The sequence below is a fragment of the Rhodococcus sp. IEGM 27 genome (assembly GCF_033142305.1).
Lineage (GTDB): Bacteria > Actinomycetota > Actinomycetes > Mycobacteriales > Mycobacteriaceae > Rhodococcus_F > Rhodococcus_F oxybenzonivorans.
The window spans coordinates 108,560-127,561 of the sequence record NZ_JAWLSG010000002.1 but is presented as its reverse complement, the minus strand read 5'-3'; the positions used below and the strand labels follow the sequence as shown (position 1 = coordinate 127,561).

Below are 19,002 nucleotides of genomic sequence, written 5' to 3'. Positions count from 1 at the left end.
GGCATCGCATCACCGGGTAGACTCGGCGGCACTAGGTGACCATGACGGTCACCCAGCGTCGTAGAACGCATTCAGTTCGGGAACCTCCGAATCCTGTTGGGTGTGCACAGCGTGTGCATCCGCTCTTCTTACGGCGAAGAAGCTTGCCGACCGGCAACGCCGCCAACCTGTGCTCGAGCTCCGACGGGATCGCCTTTCCGTGTCGGCCCTTTCGGGCACAACCCTGTGCCCGAAAGGCTCTGACACTTGTCTGACACGACGACACCCGACACCACCTTCGCCGCTCTCGGCGTCCGCGAACCGCTGGTGCGGGTGCTCTCCTCGCAGGGCATCACCGCGCCCTTCCCCATCCAGGTCGACACCCTCCCCGACACGCTGTCGGGCCGCGACGTGCTCGGCCGCGGCAAGACGGGCAGCGGTAAGACGCTGGCCTTCTCCATCCCGATGGTGTCCCGCCTCGCCGGTGAACTGTCGGGCGGAAAGCGTCGGCCCGGCCACCCCGTCGGTCTGATCCTGGCCCCCACCCGCGAGCTGGCCACCCAGATCACCGCCACACTCGAACCGCTGGCGCAGGCGTACGACCTGAAGGTCACCACCATCTTCGGTGGCGTCTCCCAGAACCGCCAGGTGTCGGCGCTCAAGGCAGGCGTCGACATCGTCGTCGCATGCCCCGGCCGCCTCGAAGACCTGATGAAGCAAAGGTTCGTGAGCCTCGACGCAGTCGAGATCACCGTGCTCGACGAGGCCGACCACATGGCCGACCTCGGCTTTCTGCCCGTCGTCACGCGCATCCTCTCCGCTACGCCGCAGCAGGGGCAGCGACTGCTGTTCTCGGCCACGCTGGACAACGGTGTCGACAAGCTCGTCAAGCGGTTCCTGAAGAACGAGGTCCTGCACTCGGTCGACGAGGCGAACTCACCCGTCGCGGCCATGACACACCACGTGTTCGACGTCGACAGCCCCGAGACCAAGCGCAAGCTGGTCGAGAAGCTGGCATCGGGCACCGGACGCCGAATCCTGTTCATGCGCACCAAGCATCAGGCGCGAAAGCTGGCGCGTCAGCTCACCGAAGCGGGTATTCCGTCGGTGGATCTGCACGGCAATCTGTCGCAGGCCGCCCGCGACCGCAACCTGGCCTCGTTCTCGGCCGGTGAGGCACGCGTGCTGGTGGCCACCGACGTGGCGGCGCGAGGCGTCCACGTCGACGATGTGGAACTGGTCGTGCACGTCGATCCGCCCGCCGAGCACAAGGCTTACCTGCACCGTTCGGGCAGAACCGCACGCGCAGGCAGCGCCGGCGACGTCGTCACCGTCGTACTGCCCGAGCAGCGCAAGGATCTGTCCATCCTCATGCGGAAGGCAGCGATCAAAGTCACTCCCGTCCGCAGCACCGCGGACTCCGCCCACGTTCTCGAACTCGTCGGTGACCTCGCACCACATGTGACGCCGGCACCGAAGGCCACGCCGGTGTCCAGCACCGGCGGACGCACTCAGCGGCCCGGCGGTGGCCAAGGCGGTCAGGGTGGACGAGGCGGCCAGGGCGGACGCGCCCACGGTCAGGGCGGCGGCGCTCGTCGCTCCCGTTCTGGCGCTGCGGGCAGGCCGCGGGCGGCGTCGTCCACGGGCGGCGGAACTCGTACCGCGTCGGCCGGCGCGTCACGCCGCCGTCAAGGCTAGAACTCGTCGAGGTGGACGGCGTCGGCCAATGGCCGGCGCCCCCGCCACCCGAAGCGCTCGAGGTCGGGTACCTGCTGGAACTCGGCGACGTGTCCCACACACAACCAGGCGATGGGACGCACCGGCTCGGGAATCCCCAGCAATTCGGTGAGGTAGGGCTCGTCATAAAAGGACACCCAGCCCACTCCGACGTTCTCGGCGGCGGCCGCGAGCCACAGATTCTGAATCGCCAGCACGGCTGAGAACAAGCCGGTGTCGTCGACCGTGTGCCTGCCGAGAATGTGCTCGCCGCCGCGACTGCGGTCATAGGTGACGACGACGCCCATGCCGCTCTCACGTATTCCTTCGATCTTGATCGGATCGAACGTCGTCCTGCGATCGTCGGGTAGCGATTCGGCGAACCTTCTGCGGGCATCGGCGACGTGCTCGGCGAACACGTCGAGGGTCGCCGGCCTGCGCACGACAACGAAATCCCACGGCTGCGTGTTGCCGACGCTCGGGGCGCTGTGCGCTGCCCCCAGGATGCGGTTCAGAACCTTCTCCGGTACCGGCTCCCCCGTGAACTCCGCTCGCACATCCCGTCGGCGGCGGATCGCCTCATACACGGACAGCATGGGTTCGGGATACGACGGCGTGCTACACGCGGGCTCGGTCACGCCGTCACGGTATAGCGGTGCACCCCCAACATCGCGCCGGGGTCGACATCTTCGCCCTCGGACACGATGCAGTCCTCGAGGCCCGCGCGCACCTTCTCCGGTTCGATGTCCGCACCGATGAGTACCAATTGCGTTGTGCGTTCCTCCCCCGATTCCCAGCGCGTGGAGGTGAATCGGATGTGTGGCCCCACCGTCTGCACCTCGAACTTGCGCGACTGCCCCGGTACCGCGAAGTGCACGAATCCCTTGATGCGATAGATGCCGACGGGCCGGCTTTCGAGGAAATCGACCAGCCGCCGTGGATCGATCGGGTCGACCGACGCGAAATCGACTGACTCGTAGGACGAATGCAGGTGGTCGTGACCGCCACAACCCTCATCGCAGTGCTCGTGCTGATCCAGCAACAGCCGATCGAGCGTGAGCTGTTCACCGGGTGCCGGATCACGTCCCGGTTCCTGATCGAAGAGCAGGGTGGGCTCGATGCGCCCGTGCGCGGTCGCGAGAATCGGGGCACGATCGTTGTAGTCGCGTACCAGCTGCTTCACCGCACCGAGTCGTGGTTCGTCGATCCGGTCGGTCTTGTTGAGTACGACGAGGTCGGCCAGGGTCACGTGCTTCCCGAGATCAGGATGCCGGGCGGACGTTTCCTCGAACTGCTCACCGTCGACCATCACCACCAGCCCCCCGTACACGACGTGCGGATTTCTGCTGCCGAGCACGAGCCGAATCATGTTGCGCGGCTCGGCAAGCCCGCTGGCCTCGACGATCACCACATCGATCTGTGAAGAGGGATTCGCCAGACGATCGAGCATGTCGTCCATGTCGCTGACGTCGACGGCGCAGCACATGCACCCGTTGCTCAGCGACACCATCGAATCGACCTGCCCCGCCACCATCATCGAATCGATGTTCACGGCTCCGAAGTCGTTGACGATGACACCCACGCGGACACCGCGATTGTTGCGCAGCACATGATTGAGCAGGGTGGTCTTACCGGAACCGAGGAATCCAGCGACGATGACCACCGGAATCCGCTTCTTCGCCAACTGCCCCGACCTCCATGGATCTCGATGAGCCACCGGGCGCCCATGGTAGCGCCCGGCCGACCGATCTCAGCTCACCGCGCCGACTATCGCCGCGCCGATGGCGGCGGCAGGCACCATCGGCATGGTGTGGTGAGTGGCTCCCTCGATTGTCGTGACCGTCGCCGAGGGAAGCCTGCGCCGGATCGTGGCCGCCACCGCCGCCGCGTCGTGCGCGCGGCTACTTCCTGCCAGCAGCACGGTAGTCGGGACGGTCATCCGGGCGAATGCGGCAGGCTTCGGACGGCGCGGAACCACGACCTTCGCGCCGGCGAAGGCAACCGCCCCGAGGGCGGCCAACTCGAGCCATCGCTCGTCCAGGCCGACGCCACCAGTCTCCCAGCGGATCAGCGCGCGTTGCCGCTCCGCAGTGGGACGAAGCAGCAGCGGTGCGGCCCGAAGCAGGTAGCGGGTGCTCAGTCCCGCAAAACACGATGTCGGGTCGAGCAGCACCACACTGTCGACGTTTCCGCGTCCGCTCGACGTGTATCCGAGGGCGATCATCGCCCCGTAGGAATGTCCGACGAGTGCGGTCGACTCCAGACCTAATCCATCCAGTACCTCATCGAGCCAGGTGAACAAGTCGCTCGTGCTGCGCAACGGGGTGCCATCGCTTACGCTCCGCCCGGCGTCCTGCATGATGTCGACGGCATAGACGCGATGGCGACGCGCCAGGACCTCGACGTTGGCCGCCCAGACCGTGGAAGTCGCTCCGCCTCCGGGCAGGAGAAGCAGTGGTGCGCCCGATTCGGGACCGCACACGTTCACCCGAGTCATGCCGTAGGCCGTCGGCACGTCGACCGGTGTAGCCACCACCGGCCAGCTGCCCAGCAGGACGTCGTAGGCGCGATAGAAGTCATCGAGTTTCGCCACAGCGCCTCCTCCATTTATCTCGATGATCGAGATATTATCTCCTCGGCCGCGCTCCGGCAGTACATTCAGGTCTCGTGAATCTCGACGAAAGCGCTCAGACTGTGCACAAGCTGCGCGCTCTCGCGGTGGAGCTGAATCTGCTCGGCGCCGAGTTCGCCCAGCTGCACGGACTGCACACCACCGACCTCCGGGCACTTATCAGCATCCTGGACGCCGGTCGCGCAGATATCGCTGCAACCCCGGGTTGGCTCGGCGACCGCCTCGGGATCAATTCGGCATCCGTCACTGCACTTCTCGACCGCATGGAGAAGGCCGGACTCGTCCGTCGCACGCCGGACGCCGAGGACCGGCGCCGCTCCAGAATCACGGTCACTGCCACAGCGATGAACCTCGGTGAAACCTTCTTCGGCCCGCTCATCAACCGGACGACAACCATCCTCGAGGGATTCGAACCTTCAGAGCGACAGACTATTTCACGATTCCTCGACGGCATGAACGCCGCTGTCGCCGTCGAACGGCAGGTGGCCGTTCACCCGACCGAGGACTCGGTGTCGAGATCGCGGACGCGTCGCGCGGGTGAGCCGACGTAGAGTCCGTTCGGCGAGCAGTCGCGGGTGACTACCGCTCCTGCACCGACGACACAACCTTCGCCGACCGTCACTCCGGGCAGGATGATTGCCCCTGCGCCGATCCAGCAGCCGTCACCGACCACGATGGGAAGGTCTACCGCCGCCCCGCACCGTCCCGACATCGGACCCAGCCGATGTGTGCTGGTAATGAACTGGACACGGTGACCGACCGCCACTTGTCGGCCGAGCGTGATGGTTGCGGTGCCATCGAACAGCACTCCGCGGTTGATGAAGGTACCGAGACCCAGACTGACATCTTTGCTGCCGAAATAGCATCCTGAGTAGATCCCGGCACCCCATACCTTCGCGCCGGCAGCCAGCAACAAGAGAATCCGTAGCCAGACCGGCACAAATGCGGACGATTGGACGATCGTGACGAAGCGCACACGCCAACCCTAGCCAGTGATCGCGCCCCGCGCTGGATGGTCATCTGCTCGGTCGGCACACATGCGACTCGGTAACGGTTCCGACACCGAGCCCGATGATGTTCCCGAGACCCAAGGGGGGCGAGTGGCACAACTCGATAGCGAAGGATTCGCTGCCATGCTCGAATCAATCCCGCATGCGATCAGCGTCCACGACAAGAACCGCCAGGTCATCTTCCGCAACTCGGCCTGCGCCGCTCTAATCGGCGCCGGCGTCGACGAGTTCGACAGTCTCCGGCACGAACAACTCTTCCATCCCGACGACAGCGACCTGTGGAGCGCGATGCTCGCCCGCTCCCTGGGTGGTGAGAGGGCAAGCGCGACGGCACACCTGCGTATCCGTCACCGTAATGACCATTGGCTCTGGGTTCACGTCGCGGTGTCCGCCTTCGACGTGGGCGATGAGACGCTGACACACCTACCGACCCTGACCGGTCGGCCGACTGCGACAAGGCGGGGTGCGGATCGTGGCACCACACCGCCGGCAGAAATGCGTGCGGTGCCCGCCGTTCTTCGACGTGCCGCAGTCGCACACTTCCCACCCGACAAGGCAGGTGTTGGCACCGAGCAGGTGCCCGTTGGGGCATCGCCGTGGGGCGAGCTCGGTCCGGCGCGTCACAGAACCGAATCTACACGTTAATCGAACGTATGTTCTATCACATGTAGTTGCCCGGGGCCCCCGCACTGCCGTCGGCGCGCTCCACCAGGAACCAACTTCCCGGCGCATAGACCAGTTCCCGGTCTTCGCGGACGATGACGAGCGCACCACTGTCATGGATGCTGTAGGTGTCGTCGCCGCTGAAGTCGGTGACGGCGAACTCTGCCAGTTGGTCGAACGACCGATGTGTCACGGTGAAAGTCATACTGCCAGTGTCCCACTGCGACAACGTCCCGACCCGAGATCGCCGACGCAGCTACTTCACATGTGGGGCAGGGCGGCAGCGAGAAAGACGATTCCGAGCGCGATTCCGAAGGCACCGGTGAGTATGCCGATCAGAGCCTCCAGGGATGTCGACTCGTCCGCCTCGACCGACGGATTTCGAGATGCAACGACGCCCGTCGCTATGGCTCCGGCCCCGAGGAGAATGCCGAAGCCGAACATCCAGAACATCACAATCGACAGCGCGCCGAGCATCACCGAGACGTCGCTGCAGTAGGCGCCGAGAGGCCGCGTCGACGTCATCAGCCATGGCAGGTGGCCGCGCCGGCGATCGGACGAGGGAGACGGTGACGTAGTCATGGTCATGGTTGCGGTAAATCCTCTCCGTGCAGACGTACGGGGACAGTGCCGGGGCGCGTGATAGACAGCGACTCACCGACGCGCCGTTGCGCGTGATCCGACCGCGACTGCCCTCAGCTAAGCGTCGGCGACCGAGCGGGACTGCGGACCGGGCCCGAAGTGAAGCACAGCTATCCATCTTCCGGGTTCGGTCCACAAGCGCCTGCCACCTGGTCGGATGCGGCATCACTGCGCACCAAGAATTTAGCACTCTCCTATATTGAGTGCCAATTCAGAGGAGGTGCACAGCGACAGCTAACAGACTGCCCATGCTGGTTACTTTGTCGTTACCGATCGGTAGCGCTGGCACGCGACCGATGTGAGTGCTAATTTCCGAGATGCACAGGCATCCGTGTCCGTCGCCGTGGCGGGCACGCCGGGTAATGGGGAGGTGCACAGCTGTGCGGTACCGCAAGCACGGATCTTCCGAGGTGAAAGACCGACGCGACCATCGAACAGCACATACCGAAGAGTGTGTGCGCTGGCCGGATCCGAGTCCACTGAGCAGTTGGTGGGAACGCGTCGTGTGGGGTGATCGGAGCGTCACATGAGCGGTGAAACTGTCCCCTCGCGCCCCCGCGCGTGGGACTTCCATTGTGACCACTGCGATCACACGTACCGCGCCCTGGCTGACAGTCGAACCGCTGCCCGCTGCACAGCCCGGTTGAACGGCTGGGTCACGGACGGCACCACTCTCTGCCCGGGATGCGCCGTCGTCGCCGCCGTCGAACAACAGCTTCTGCTGCCCGGGAAGGCAACGGGCTAGCCGCCGGCCAGGTTCGACTGCCCCGACCGGCAACAGCGGACGAAGACCATGGGAAATGCATGTGGTCACGCACATGAAGAAGTCCCCCACCATGCGATGCATGGTGGGGGACTTCTCAGTGGGTGGAGCTAAGGGGACTCGAACCCCTGACCCCCACACTGCCAGTGTGGTGCGCTACCAGCTGCGCCATAGCCCCGTATTCAGTTCTTTCTCTCGCACCAGGAATGACTTCCGCGTGCTCGAAGAAAGTTACACCATCGTCGACCTGGCCAACAAATCGCCTGCTCAGAGGCGCTTCGCACCCGTGCGCCTTTGTGGTTGCCGGGACAACCAGAAAGGCGCACGGGCGGCGGAGCCGCCTACAGCTGGGACACCCAGTTCTCGTTGGAGAGCGCGTCGATGACGGTGCCGTCCTGAACCACTGCCGGAGTGCCGGTTGCGCCGCTCGCGCTCAGAGCTTGACGGCCGGCCTCCGCGTCGATCGCAGCCTGCTCGACCTTCGCCCCGGTAGTGATGCACTGCGCGGCCTCGTCGGACGCTCCGGCGTCGCGGGCCATCTGCGCCAGTTCCTCGTTGGAGTGGTCGGAATCGCCGTTCTCCGCCGGCTGGTTCTCGGGCGCGAACAGGGCAGCGTGGAAGTCCGAGTACACCGACGCGTCACCGGTCGCCGCAACGCACTGTGATGCCGCGACAGCGCGCGTGGAGTAGTCACCGCTGGCCGACAACCGATTGAGGAAGTTCAGAATGTGGTAGCGGACAGCCACTTTCCCGTCGTCGACCGCCTTGGCCAGTTCCTGCCCGTTCTTGTTCTCCAACTCGGCGCAATAGGGACACATCGGGTCCTCGAACAGATCGATCGTGGTGGCTGCGTCGGGACGGCCGAGGAGCACCACGCCGTTGTCTTCGACCGACACCCGGACCTCGGAGTTCTGCACTCCCCCGTAACCGTCGTTGCGCGGCTTGCTTCGGTTGTTCTGCCAGATCACGCCGCCTATCACGAGGGCTGCGATGACGAGTACGGCGAGCCCACCGAGGATGTAGGTGGACCGGCTGGACTCCGGCTGCGGGGTGTACTTGTTCTTCGAGCTCACGTGGATGCAGTCCTTCGATGTCGGATCGATTTACCAGGTGCTTACTCTGCCATCGTCGGCTGAGGGGCCACTGAGAAAGGCGCCCGCGACGCGGGCCCCAGCGCGAACGGAGTACGGGGGAACACGATCAACCAGGCCGCCAGCGCGAGGAATCCGATGTCCCGCAGGATTTCCTTGGTGTAGTCCCAGCCGTCGACGTCGGCCGCTCCCCCACCGCCGAAACAACCGCAGTCGATGGACAGGCCACGCGCCCACACCGAAATGATGACGCCGACGAGGACGAGCAGGAGGGTCGCCGACACCACCGCCGTGGCCCGGACCCCGAGCCCGATCAGAAGCAGTAGTCCGAGGGCGATTTCGAAGAACGGTAGGGCGTTGGCAACGGGACGGACGAGCTCTTCCGGGAGCAGTTGGTAGGCGCGAACCGCGATGATCGTTTGTGCGGGATCCGCCACCTTGAGCGCGCCGGAGACGAGCCAGACGACGGCGAGGGACACGCGGGCGACGAGGGAGACGATCCTGATCCACACCGAAACGAGAGTACAGACGTCGCCGGTCAGAGCGCTTCGACCGACACCTTCGGGGCCGGCTTGTTCGGCACCAGCATCCAGCCTGCTGCGGCGACGAGCATCACACCACCCGTAACGGCGAAGGAGACTGCGTAGGACAGGTGCTGGGCGAGTAGACCGGCGCCGACCGGACCGAGAACGCCGCCCACGTCGGCCACCATTTGGAACGTGGCGAGCACAGGCCCGCCACGCGACTTCGCACCCACGACGTCCGCCACGGCCGCCTGCTGGGCGGGACTCATGATGCCGGACCCGATACCCGCGACACCGGAGAGCACGAGGAAAACGACGAGATCCTCGCTGAATCCCATGCCGACGGTGCTCGCCCCGCACACCAGGAGGCCGAGCACGACGAAGAGCTTCCTCCCGTAGGTGTCGGAAAGCCTTCCCGACACGATGAGGACCAGCGCGTTGCCGACGGCGAACACGGCGAGTGCGATTCCGGCGAGCGCCTCCTCGCGGTGGAGCGCCTCGACGACGAACAGCGGGACCATCGCGACCCGTACGCCGAAGATGACCCCACCGAAGGCGAAGTTGGATCCGAGCGCGGCGCGGTACACGGACGATCTCGAGGCCTCCCGCAAGGTCATGGCGGCCCCCGCAGCGGTGGCGTCCGGTGCGGTGAGATGCGATCCCCTCAGGCTGACGAAAACGACTGCGGCGGCGATCACGAGGGCGATGGCGTAGATGACGAACGGGACACGCAGACCGAATCCGACGAGCAGCCCGCCGACGAGCGGTCCGCTGACCGAGCCCAGCAGGAAACTTGTGGCATACAACCCTGATACCCGGCCGCGACTGTCGACCGGTGCGATCCGGATGACGAGACCCATCGCGGACACGGTGAACATCGTCGAGCCGATCCCGCCCAGTGCGCGGAAGATCAACAGCTGCCAGTAGTCGCCCGCCACCGCGCACGCCGCTGTGGACGCCGCAACGATCAGCAGACCGGTGATGTAGACCGGGCGCTCGCCCAACTTCTGCACCAGCCGCCCACTGAGCGGGGCGAACACCAGCCGCATGAAGGCGAAGGACGAGATCACGACCGTCGCGGCCGTCACGCTGACGTCGAAGCTGCGCGCGAACTGCGGCAGCGCCGGCGCGACGATGCCGAAACCCAATGCGATGACGAAGCTGGCCGACACCAGCACCCAGATTTCCGAGGGAAGTCGGGGTTTGGTCCCGGAGAGCGGCCCAGCTTCACGAGTGTTCATCGGGAATCGATGCTATGTGCAGCCGCCGACACGAAGACACTCACCCCGGGTCGCCTCGGCGCGGGGTCACCGCAGCGCGTCGGCCACCAGTTCCTTGGCGGCCGCCTGCACCTGTGCGAGATGCTCGGGACCTTCGAACGATTCGGCGTAGATCTTGTACACGTCCTCGGTTCCCGACGGCCGCGCGGCAAACCACGCGTTGGCCGTGGTGACCTTCAACCCGCCGAGCGGTGCCCCGTTTCCCGGAGCAGTCGTCAGGGTCGCGGTGATGGGCTCCCCCGCGAGTTCGGTTGCCGTCACCTGTTCCGGCGACAGCTTGGCCAGGACTGCTTTCTGCTCCCGCGTCGCGGGCGCATCGATACGGGCATACGCCGGACTGCCGAACTTCTCTGCCAGCTCCCCGTAACGAACCGATGGTGTCTTACCGGTGACCGCCGTGATTTCGGAGGCGAGCAGCGCGAGGATGATGCCGTCCTTGTCGGTGCTCCACACCCGGCCGTCGTGTCGCAGGAACGACGCCCCCGCGCTCTCCTCCCCGCCGAATCCGAGTGATCCCTCGAGAAGTCCGGGGACGAACCACTTGAAACCCACCGGGACCTCGAGCAGGTCGCGGCCGAGGCTGTCGACCACCCGGTCGATCATCGACGAACTGACGAGTGTCTTGCCCACCCGCACCGCCGGACCCCACCCCGGCCGGTGGGCGAACAGGTAGTCGATGGCTACGGCGAGATAGTGGTTGGGGTTCATCAGTCCGCCGTCGGGAGTGACGATTCCGTGCCGGTCCGCGTCGGCATCGTTGCCCGTGGCGATGTCGAAGCGGTCCCGTGCTCCGATCAGGGACGCCATGGCATCCGGGGACGAGCAGTCCATACGAATCTTGCCGTCGGTATCGAGAGTCATGAACCGCCAGGTGGGGTCCACGAGCGGGTTCACGACTTCGAGATCGAGATGATGCGTGTCGGCGATGGCACCCCAGTAGTCGACACTCGCACCGCCCAGCGGATCGGCTCCGATCCGCACTCCCTCGCGGCGAATGGCATCGAGGTCGAGCACGCTCGGTAGGTCGTCGACGTAGAAGCGGAGGAAGTCGTATCGCTCCGCGCGCTGCATGGCCCGCTCCGCGGACGCGCGCTTGACTCCCGACAGATCGCGGCGCAGTAATTCGTTCGCGCGGTCGGCGATAATCGTTGTCGCCTCGGAACCAGCGGGACCCCCGTGTGGTGGGTTGTACTTGAATCCGCCGTCGCGCGGCGGATTGTGCGAGGGCGTCACCACGATCCCGTCCGCCTCGGACTCGGGACGGCTGCTGTTGTACCGCAGGATTGCGTGGCTGACCGCAGGGGTCGGCGTGTAGCGGTCCCGTGAATCGATGAGCACCGTCACGTCATTGGCGGCCAGCACCTCGAGTGCCGACATCCAGGCGGGTTCGGACAGCGCGTGCGTATCGCGACCCAGGAACAGCGGACCGTCGATACCCTGCGACGCCCGGTATTCGACGATGGCCTGCGTCGTGGCGAGGATGTGGGCCTCGTTGAATGCGGAGTCGAGGCTCGATCCGCGGTGCCCGGAAGTCCCGAACAGCACCTGCTGCAAGGGGTTTTCGGGATCGGGCACACGGCTGTAGTACGCAGTGACCAGATGCGCAATGTCCACCAGATCCTCCGGCAGTGCCACCTGACCCGCCCTGTCGTGCGCCACGAGACCTCCTCCACGTCGACGATGTCGTACTCGACTATCGGTCCCATCCTGCACCCTCGCGGCACAGTCCGCGATCAATACGTCCATCGGAAGCCGAGCCAGGCGGCGCCCAATCCGGCGCCGACGCTGGCCACCACGTAAAGTAGTGAGGTCACGGTGCGCCGGATACGCGCGAGCCCGACCGACTCGACCGCGAAGGTGGAATAGGTGGTGAGGCCCCCGCAGAAACCGGTGCCGAACAACGCGAACAGCTGCGCAGACATCGCTGCGCCCGACACCATTCCGAGGATCAGGCAACCGCTGATGTTCACCACGAAGGTGGCGACGGGAAAGCTGCGGTACGGCACCACATAGCGCGCAGCGAGGTAGCGGACGGCGGATCCGAGCCCACCACCGAGGGCAACGAGGAGCAGGGTCATACGAGCGCTCCACGAGCCCGGCGATGGCGGTGGCCGACGAGCATGCCCAGTCGTGCCGCCAGGAGGGCAGGCAGCAGAGTAGCCGTCACATACAGCGCGGCGCGGCCGGCATCCTCCCCCACGGCATCGACGGCAAAGGTCGAGAACGTGGTGAATCCGCCGAGGACACCGACCCCGAGGAACAGCCGCAACGGTCGGTCCGGCCCGAGCATCTCGGCGAGGTACCCGAGCAGCAACGAACCGACGACGTTGATGGCCAGAATGGTCCAGATACCGGGCCACTGCTGGGCCAGAATGAACCGTACGGTGGCTCCGAGCGCTCCTCCCGCGGCGACCACGAGGACGGATTTCGACACGGGCACCGGCGTTCCTTCCCTCGCTGACACGATTCGGGCCGGACACCTGGTGTGGTGTCCGGCCCGGATTCGGGGTGGAGCTGCCGGGAATTGAACCCGGGTCCTACGCAGCAAAGCTAGGGCTTCTCCGTGTGCAGTTTGCTATGCCTCTACTTGGATCTCCCAGTCTCGCAAACAAGCCAGGATGACGATCCCAGTCGCTGTGAGTTGTCCCGTTCGGCTCCGCGACCGAGCCGAACGGTAAAGCCCTCTAGCTGATGCCAGTACCCGGGCCGAGGGCGAACCCGGACTGACAGACACGCAGTCGCTACTTAGGCAGCGAGTGCGTAGTCGCGCTGATTGGAATCGGCGCTTATATGTTTGCAGCGACGCTTACGGTGGTCTCTTGCCTGCACCGACACGCTTCCCCTACCTCAACGTACGCAGTCGAAACCGTTCAGCCCCGTACGTCCCCCACGACTCTCGGGGGGCCACCCAGTGTAACGCGAACCCGGCGCGGTTTCATCCCACTTGTCTGCAGCGGCGTGTGGGCGGTCTCAACTGGCGACGGCGATCATCCCGACGGCCGCCAGCGCCAGCAGCATTCCGGCCTGTTGCACCTTGCTCACCCGTTCGCCGAGCATCACCATGGCCAGCAGCACGGTCGCTGCGGGGTACAGCGATCCGATCACACTGACCAGGGAGAGCAACCCGCCCTGGAATGCGTAGAGCATTGCGGCGTTGGCCGCGACATCGAGGAAACTGACGTAGACGGCGAGCTTCATCGGCTCTCCGTGTGGCAGAAGGAAATGACCGGACGCCAGCGCCACCACCCACACCACGGCTGTGGCGGCGGCGCGCGAGACGGCCAGGGGCCACAACCCGCCCTCGGCACCGATCTGGTGCAGCGCCACGAACGCGATGGCGAAGGCGACACCGGAACCGACGGTCAGCAGCGCGACGGACTTCGTGAACGTGAGCACTCGACCACCCGCCACCTCGCCGGCCGTCTCGTCGGGCGACTCTCGGCTGACCAGCACGACGGCGACGAGTGCGACAGCAATCCCGGCGTACGCAATCGATCCGGGCCGTTCCCCGAAAGCGAGACCGACGAGAACAGGGATGCCTGCCACCAGGACGGCAGTCAACGGCGACACCACCGACATCGGGCCTGCTGCCAGCGCCAGATAGAACCACCACACGGCGACACCGCCGGCCACGCCGGAGACCGCGCCCCACAACAGGGACGAGGTGGTGAACGTGCCCGCCACGAACGGCGCGATCACCAGCACGATCAACAGCGACAGCGGATACGAGACGATGACCACCCGCAGTGCAGCCACCCGCCGAGAGGCCACTCCACCGACGAAATCGCTCACGCCGTAGCCGATGGCAGCGACCAGCGCGAGCAGGACGCCGGTCAGCGCATTCCCTTGACTCGTCGTCCGAGTTCGCGGGTCACCTCACGTTCGGCGGTGCGCTTGGCCAAATCCTGACGCTTGTCGTAATCCTGTTTACCCTTCGCGAGCGCAAGTTCCACCTTCACCTTGCCGTCCGAGAAGTACATCGACAGGGGCACGAGGGTCTGGTTACCCTCTCTCGTCTTCCCGACGAGGTGATCGATCTCACGCTTGTGCAGCAACAGCTTCCGGGTGCGCCGTGGCGCGTGGTTGGTCCACGTGCCCTGGGTGTACTCGGGAATGTGGAGCGATCGCAGCCACACCTCGCCGTTGTCGACGGTGGCGAATGCGTCGACGAGCGACGCCTTTCCCTCGCGCAGGCTCTTCACCTCGGTTCCCACGAGTGCGATGCCCGCTTCGTAGGTGTCGATGATGGCGTAGTTGTGACGCGCCTTGCGGTTGGTCGCAATGACCTTGCGGCCCTTTTCCTTCACGTTCCGGGCCTTTCAGTCCGCGATGTTCATGAGCAGTTCGTTGTCTCCAGCATAGGAGAGGGAGCAAACCGAATTATTCGCGCACATACAAGCGCAACGTCACGTAGGCGGTGACCGCCGCCATGCCCACACCGACCAGCAGGAGCACGGGTGAGACGAACAGCACGTCGCTGTTGGAGATCCGGGCGACAATGTTCGCCTCGTACACATCGGCTAGCACGTCGTCGATGAACATGTTCTTCGCGGTGAACAAGCCCACGATGGCGAGTATGGCACCGATCACCGCCGCGACCACCGCCTCGAGGAGGAACGGCAACTGCGTGTACCACCGGGTAGCGCCCACCAACCGCATGATCCCGACTTCCGTCCGCCGGGTGAACGCCGCGATCTGCACCATGTTCGCGATGAGAAGCACAGCGGCGACCGCCTGCACGACGGCGATCGCGAACGCCGCATTGCGGACCCCGTTGAGGACGCTGAAGAGACGCTCGACCAGTTCACGTTGGTTGAGCACGCTCTCGACCCCGGGACGGGTACCGAACTGGTCGTTGATCACCCCGAACCGTTCGGGGTCGCTCAGCTTGACCTTGAACGACGCCGGGAAGCTGTCCGGGCTGACCAGTGCAGCGAGCTCGGGCTGATCCTTGAACACCCGCTCCGTCGCGTCCTTCACGGCATCGTCCCGGTTGAGGTACTCCACCGATACCACTGACGGGGTGTCGTCGAGTTCCGTGCGTAGCGAACGGCAGATCTCCGCCTCGCAGCCGGGGTCCGAGGTGGAGATGTCGTCCGTGAGGAAAATCTGCACCTCCACCCGGTCGAGGAAGATCTGCTGTGTCTTGCCCGCCATCTGCACCACGAGGAGTCCGCTTCCGAACAGCCCGAGGGATATCGCGGTGGTGAGGATCATCGCGATCGTCATGGTGACGTTGCGACGGAGTCCGGTGAGGAGCTCACTGACAATGAAACTGGCACGCATCGGTAATCGGAGTCCTTCGTCGAATGGCTTGCGGACGGGCTGGCATCGAGGGAGGGCGGGCGGCTAACGCCCCACGCCGTACACACCTCGGGCTTCGTCCCGCACCACTCTTCCGAGGTCCAGTTCGACCACTCGACGACGCATCGAGTCGACGATGTGATGATCGTGCGTCGCCATCACCACGGTCGTGCCCGTGCGGTTGATCCTCTCGAGCAACAACATGATGTCCTGGCTGGTCTCCGGGTCGAGGTTGCCGGTGGGCTCGTCGCACAGCAACACCAACGGCCGATTCACGAACGCCCGCGCAATCGCGACGCGCTGCTGCTCACCACCGGAGAGTTCGGTCGGCAAACGGTCCGCCTTGCCGGACAGACCCACCATCTCGAGTACCTCGGGAACCGTGCGCGCGATCATCGCCCGCGGCTTTCCGATCACCTCCAGAGCGAAGGCGACGTTCTCCGACACCGTCTTCTTCTGCAGAAGCCGGAAGTCCTGAAACACCACGCCCATGCTCTGACGCAACTTGGGCACCCGCCGAGCCGACAGCTTGTTGACGTGGAAATCGGCGATGTGAATGTCGCCCGAGGTCGGTGACTCCTCCTTGAGGAGCAGACGCATGAAGGTCGACTTGCCCGAGCCCGACGGGCCGATGAGGAAGACGAACTCACCCTTGTCCACTTCGACGCTCACCTTGTCCAGGGCGGGTCTCGTGGAGGTCTTGTACGACTTCGACACATTCTCGACGCTGATCACGAGGAGCCAGTCTAGACGTTATCGAACAGTGACCAAGTGAAGCGCAGGCCGAGCGTCATGGTCCGGTCTGCGAGCTGGGCGCGGTCGGGACCGGGGACATCGTCGTCGGCGTCCCGGGTGCTGCAGGAGCGGGGAAGAGTTGCGGCAATCCGAACGGCTGCGTGGTCGTGGTCGGCTGCGTGCTCTGCGACGGCATCGTCAACCCGGGGGTGGATTGGGGCGTCGGCTCGGTAGTGGTCGACTCCGTCGTCTCGGTGATCTCGGTCGGGGTGTCGACCGTCGACGACGGCAGTGATGTCACCGGAACCTGTTCCTCACTGGGCACGGGAGTGGTGATGGTCGGGGCCGGCGGGGGTGCCTGTCCAGCGTCCTCGGCGGGATTGAGCGAGGTGTACAGGGTGTACAGCGCTACCCACAGCAAGCACAGCACCAGCGTCGACGTCCGTACCCGTCCGCCGAACAGCTTCGACGGAAGGACATGCGAGTGCAGGATCCGATCGAGTCCGCGCCTCGGTTCTTCACTCATACCGCGTCCTCCCCCACCCGGACGGTCTGCAGGTCCGGGGACACGGTGATCCCCTGCCGGCGCATCGCGCTGGCGACGCGCACCCGGAGAGCACGCCCGACCTGGAATTGCTTACCCGGAAGGGTCCGGGCGACCATACGAACGCTCACCTCGTCGACGGTCAGGCGTTCGACACCCATCACCGTCGGCTCGTCGAGCAGCAGCTTCTTCAGTCCGCGATCCGCAAATGCTTCGACGCCGACCTGGTGCAGTACCTCGTTGACCTGGTTGATGTCGGCGGCCGCGGGCACCGGAACGTCGATCACGGCGCGCGCCCAGTCCTTCGACAGGTTGATCGCCTTGACGATCTGGCCGTTGGGGACGGTGATGACTTCGCCGTCGGTGTTCCGCATCCGCGTCACACGCAGCGTCACGTCCTCGATGACACCCTCGGCGTCGTCCGAGGCCCCGGTGACGGCGAGCCGGACCGTGTCACCGAAGCCGTACTGACGTTCGGTGATGATGAAGAATCCGGCGAGGATGTCCTGAACCACGCGCTGCGCGCCGAAACCCAGCGCCGCACCGAGTACGGTGGCCGGCGCCACGAGACTGCCGATCGGCAAGCTGAGCTGATCGAGCACCTTCATGGTGGCGATGACATAGATGATGGTGATGACCACCCAGGTGATCACCTGAGCCACCGAGTGTCTGTGCTTGGTGGTCTCGGATCGGACCAGGGCGTCGCCCTGCATGTAGCTGTTGTCGATGCGGTCGGTGATCTTGTCGCCGCCCCAGCTGACGAGTCTGGCCATCAGTAGGGCACCGAGCACCGTCAACGACACGGCCAGCCCTGTGGAGCTGAGCCAGTCGAGAAGATTCCGAGTGGGAGCGAACATGGTTGCGGTGATCTCCATAGGCGTCTAGGCCTGGTTCTCGCGCATCCGCCACCGGATGCCGGACTCCAGGAATCCGTCGATGTCGCCGTCGAGGACGGCCGACGGGTTGTTGACCTCGTACTCGGTGCGCAGGTCCTTCACCATCTGGTAGGGGTGCAGCACGTAGGAACGCATCTGATTGCCCCACGAACTGCCGCCGTCGCCCTTCAATGCATCCATCTCCGCGCGCTCCTCCTTCCGCTTGACCTCGAGCAACTTCGCCTGCAGGACCCGCATCGCCGACACCTTGTTCTGCAGCTGCGACTTCTCGTTCTGACAGGTGACGACGATTCCGGTCGGAATGTGCGTCAGGCGCACCGCCGAGTCGGTGGTGTTGACCGACTGCCCACCCGGACCGGAGGAGCGGTAGACGTCGACGCGGACGTCGTTCTCGTTCACGTCGATGTGGTCGGTGGTCTCGACGACCGGCAGTACTTCCACCTCGGCGAAGGACGTCTGCCGACGCCCCTGGTTGTCGAAGGGGCTGATCCGCACGAGGCGGTGGGTGCCCATTTCCACCGACAGGGTGCCGTAGGTATACGGCGCCTTGATCGCGAACGTCGCGCTCTTGATTCCGGCCTCCTCGGCATACGAGGTGTCGTAGACCTCGACCCCGTAGCCGTGCTTCTCCGCCCACCGAATGTACATACGCATCAGCATCTCGGCCCAGTCTGCGGCATCGATACCTCCTGCGCCGGATCGAATGTTGACCAGCGCGTCACGCTGGTCGTACTCGCCGGACAGCATGGTTTTGACTTCCATGGCCTCGATATCGGCCCGCAGCGACTCCCTCTCGGCATCGGCGTCGGCGAGCGCCTCGGCACCCGCATCCTCCTCCGCGAGCTCGTAGAGAAGAGGAAGGTCGTCGAGCCGCTGGCGCAGCTCCTCGACGCGGCGCAGTTCAGCCTGAGAGTGCGAGAGCTGGCTGGTGACCTGCTGTGCATGCTCCTGGTCGTTCCACAGGTCAGGGTCGGCCGCCTGGTGTTCGAGTTCGTCGATGCGGCGACGCAGCTCCTCCACATCCAGCACCGATTCGACGGTACGGAGGGTGGTGTCGAGCTCGCCTAGTTCTGCAGATACGTCGGGATGCACGGTGTTCAAGGTTACCGGGTAATTCTGCGGGCGATTTCACCCCCGCGCGCAACTGCAGTCACCCCTTCCGATCAGCCGATGCGAACCCTTGCGGTCGCCGACGTGCCAGGCGTTCGATGCACGGGTGCGCA

Annotated in this window: 23 protein-coding genes, 1 tRNA gene and 1 other RNA gene; 4 read left to right on the top strand and 21 right to left on the bottom strand. The window is 65.1% G+C overall.

Features of this window, described 5'->3' with window-relative positions:
• The first annotated feature begins 246 nt into the window (after positions 1-246).
• On the top strand, positions 247-1,677 hold the full coding sequence (locus tag R4P95_RS06950; RefSeq protein WP_204164770.1) for a DEAD/DEAH box helicase: 1,431 nt from the start codon (positions 247-249) through the stop codon (positions 1,675-1,677).
• On the opposite strand, the gene bluB is transcribed toward R4P95_RS06950, so the two are convergent.
• From bluB to R4P95_RS06935, 3 genes are all read right to left on the bottom strand, one after another.
• A complete protein-coding gene (gene bluB, locus R4P95_RS06945; protein WP_213577862.1) occupies positions 1,674-2,291 on the bottom strand; it encodes a 5,6-dimethylbenzimidazole synthase in 618 nt (205 codons plus the stop codon). The genes R4P95_RS06950 and bluB overlap by 4 nt on opposite strands.
• A 38-nt stretch (positions 2,292-2,329) precedes the next feature.
• Entirely contained in the window at positions 2,330-3,379 is a 1,050-nt protein-coding gene (locus tag R4P95_RS06940) for a CobW family GTP-binding protein (protein ID WP_213571595.1), read from the bottom strand.
• A gap of 66 nt (positions 3,380-3,445) precedes the next feature.
• Positions 3,446-4,288 (bottom strand): alpha/beta fold hydrolase, encoded by an 843-nt coding sequence (locus R4P95_RS06935; RefSeq protein WP_213571594.1) that lies wholly within the window; start codon positions 4,286-4,288, stop codon positions 3,446-3,448.
• A gap of 74 nt (positions 4,289-4,362) precedes the next feature.
• Between R4P95_RS06935 and R4P95_RS06930 the strand changes: the two genes are divergently transcribed.
• The gene (locus tag R4P95_RS06930) at positions 4,363-4,878 is read left to right on the top strand and encodes a MarR family winged helix-turn-helix transcriptional regulator (RefSeq protein WP_213571593.1); all 516 of its coding nucleotides are present in this window, start codon (positions 4,363-4,365) and stop codon (positions 4,876-4,878) included.
• Here R4P95_RS06930 and R4P95_RS06925 read toward each other — a convergent pair.
• Positions 4,818-5,303: an acyltransferase gene (locus R4P95_RS06925; protein ID WP_317746469.1), complete on the bottom strand. Its 486-nt coding sequence runs from the start codon at positions 5,301-5,303 to the stop codon at positions 4,818-4,820. The two genes, R4P95_RS06930 and R4P95_RS06925, sit on opposite strands and share 61 nt — an antisense overlap.
• Before the next feature lie 157 nt (positions 5,304-5,460).
• On the opposite strand from R4P95_RS06925, the gene R4P95_RS06920 reads away from it, so the two are divergent.
• Complete coding sequence (locus R4P95_RS06920; RefSeq protein WP_317746468.1) at positions 5,461-5,982, top strand: PAS domain-containing protein; 522 nt, start codon at positions 5,461-5,463, stop codon at positions 5,980-5,982.
• Between the two features lie 16 nt (positions 5,983-5,998).
• Here R4P95_RS06920 and R4P95_RS06915 read toward each other — a convergent pair whose 3' ends face one another.
• Positions 5,999-6,205 carry a hypothetical protein gene (locus R4P95_RS06915; RefSeq protein ID WP_159926001.1) on the bottom strand — a complete coding sequence of 69 codons (207 nt, stop codon included), beginning with the start codon at positions 6,203-6,205 and terminating at the stop codon, positions 5,999-6,001.
• A 56-nt stretch (positions 6,206-6,261) separates the two neighbouring features.
• The gene (locus tag R4P95_RS06910) at positions 6,262-6,525 is read right to left on the bottom strand and encodes a hypothetical protein (RefSeq protein WP_397517654.1); all 264 of its coding nucleotides are present in this window, start codon (positions 6,523-6,525) and stop codon (positions 6,262-6,264) included.
• 643 nt (positions 6,526-7,168) lie between these two features.
• Between R4P95_RS06910 and R4P95_RS06905 the strand changes: the two genes are divergently transcribed.
• Positions 7,169-7,387: a hypothetical protein gene (locus R4P95_RS06905; RefSeq protein WP_213571591.1), complete on the top strand. Its 219-nt coding sequence runs from the start codon at positions 7,169-7,171 to the stop codon at positions 7,385-7,387.
• A 123-nt stretch (positions 7,388-7,510) separates the two neighbouring features.
• On the opposite strand, the gene R4P95_RS06900 is transcribed toward R4P95_RS06905, so the two are convergent.
• From R4P95_RS06900 to prfB, 15 genes are all read right to left on the bottom strand, one after another.
• Positions 7,511-7,583 (bottom strand) — tRNA-Ala (locus R4P95_RS06900).
• 163 nt (positions 7,584-7,746) lie between these two features.
• Positions 7,747-8,478: a DsbA family protein gene (locus R4P95_RS06895; protein WP_213571590.1), complete on the bottom strand. Its 732-nt coding sequence runs from the start codon at positions 8,476-8,478 to the stop codon at positions 7,747-7,749.
• A gap of 41 nt (positions 8,479-8,519) precedes the next feature.
• Positions 8,520-9,008 carry a MauE/DoxX family redox-associated membrane protein gene (locus R4P95_RS06890; protein ID WP_213571589.1) on the bottom strand — a complete coding sequence of 163 codons (489 nt, stop codon included), beginning with the start codon at positions 9,006-9,008 and terminating at the stop codon, positions 8,520-8,522.
• A gap of 26 nt (positions 9,009-9,034) precedes the next feature.
• Positions 9,035-10,261 carry an MFS transporter gene (locus tag R4P95_RS06885; RefSeq protein ID WP_317746466.1) on the bottom strand — a complete coding sequence of 409 codons (1,227 nt, stop codon included), beginning with the start codon at positions 10,259-10,261 and terminating at the stop codon, positions 9,035-9,037.
• A gap of 66 nt (positions 10,262-10,327) precedes the next feature.
• Positions 10,328-11,959 carry a phosphoglucomutase (alpha-D-glucose-1,6-bisphosphate-dependent) gene (pgm, locus tag R4P95_RS06880; RefSeq protein WP_213571587.1) on the bottom strand — a complete coding sequence of 544 codons (1,632 nt, stop codon included), beginning with the start codon at positions 11,957-11,959 and terminating at the stop codon, positions 10,328-10,330.
• A 74-nt stretch (positions 11,960-12,033) separates the two neighbouring features.
• Positions 12,034-12,378 (bottom strand): fluoride efflux transporter CrcB, encoded by a 345-nt coding sequence (gene crcB / locus R4P95_RS06875; protein WP_109331149.1) that lies wholly within the window; start codon positions 12,376-12,378, stop codon positions 12,034-12,036.
• The gene (locus tag R4P95_RS06870) at positions 12,375-12,740 is read right to left on the bottom strand and encodes a fluoride efflux transporter FluC (RefSeq protein WP_213571586.1); all 366 of its coding nucleotides are present in this window, start codon (positions 12,738-12,740) and stop codon (positions 12,375-12,377) included. Before R4P95_RS06870 ends, crcB begins: the two co-directional genes overlap by 4 nt.
• Before the next feature lie 66 nt (positions 12,741-12,806).
• Positions 12,807-13,178, bottom strand: a transfer-messenger RNA (tmRNA) gene (gene ssrA, locus R4P95_RS06865).
• A gap of 92 nt (positions 13,179-13,270) precedes the next feature.
• A complete protein-coding gene (locus R4P95_RS06860; RefSeq protein ID WP_109331151.1) occupies positions 13,271-14,125 on the bottom strand; it encodes a DMT family transporter in 855 nt (284 codons plus the stop codon).
• An 8-nt stretch (positions 14,126-14,133) separates the two neighbouring features.
• Complete coding sequence (smpB, locus tag R4P95_RS06855) at positions 14,134-14,607, bottom strand: SsrA-binding protein SmpB (protein ID WP_109331155.1); 474 nt, start codon at positions 14,605-14,607, stop codon at positions 14,134-14,136.
• 73 nt (positions 14,608-14,680) lie between these two features.
• Positions 14,681-15,586 carry a permease-like cell division protein FtsX gene (gene ftsX / locus R4P95_RS06850; RefSeq protein ID WP_213571585.1) on the bottom strand — a complete coding sequence of 302 codons (906 nt, stop codon included), beginning with the start codon at positions 15,584-15,586 and terminating at the stop codon, positions 14,681-14,683.
• Positions 15,587-15,649: 63 nt separating this feature from the next.
• Positions 15,650-16,339, bottom strand: a complete 690-nt coding sequence (gene ftsE, locus R4P95_RS06845) for a cell division ATP-binding protein FtsE (protein ID WP_109331159.1) — start codon at positions 16,337-16,339, stop codon at positions 15,650-15,652.
• A 55-nt stretch (positions 16,340-16,394) separates the two neighbouring features.
• Positions 16,395-16,865 (bottom strand): hypothetical protein, encoded by a 471-nt coding sequence (locus R4P95_RS06840; RefSeq protein ID WP_213571584.1) that lies wholly within the window; start codon positions 16,863-16,865, stop codon positions 16,395-16,397.
• Positions 16,862-17,758 carry a mechanosensitive ion channel family protein gene (locus R4P95_RS06835; RefSeq protein WP_213571583.1) on the bottom strand — a complete coding sequence of 299 codons (897 nt, stop codon included), beginning with the start codon at positions 17,756-17,758 and terminating at the stop codon, positions 16,862-16,864. Before R4P95_RS06835 ends, R4P95_RS06840 begins: the two co-directional genes overlap by 4 nt.
• A 6-nt stretch (positions 17,759-17,764) precedes the next feature.
• Positions 17,765-18,871 carry a peptide chain release factor 2 gene (prfB, locus tag R4P95_RS06830; RefSeq protein ID WP_109331164.1) on the bottom strand — a complete coding sequence of 369 codons (1,107 nt, stop codon included), beginning with the start codon at positions 18,869-18,871 and terminating at the stop codon, positions 17,765-17,767.
• Positions 18,872-19,002 lie beyond the last annotated feature (131 nt).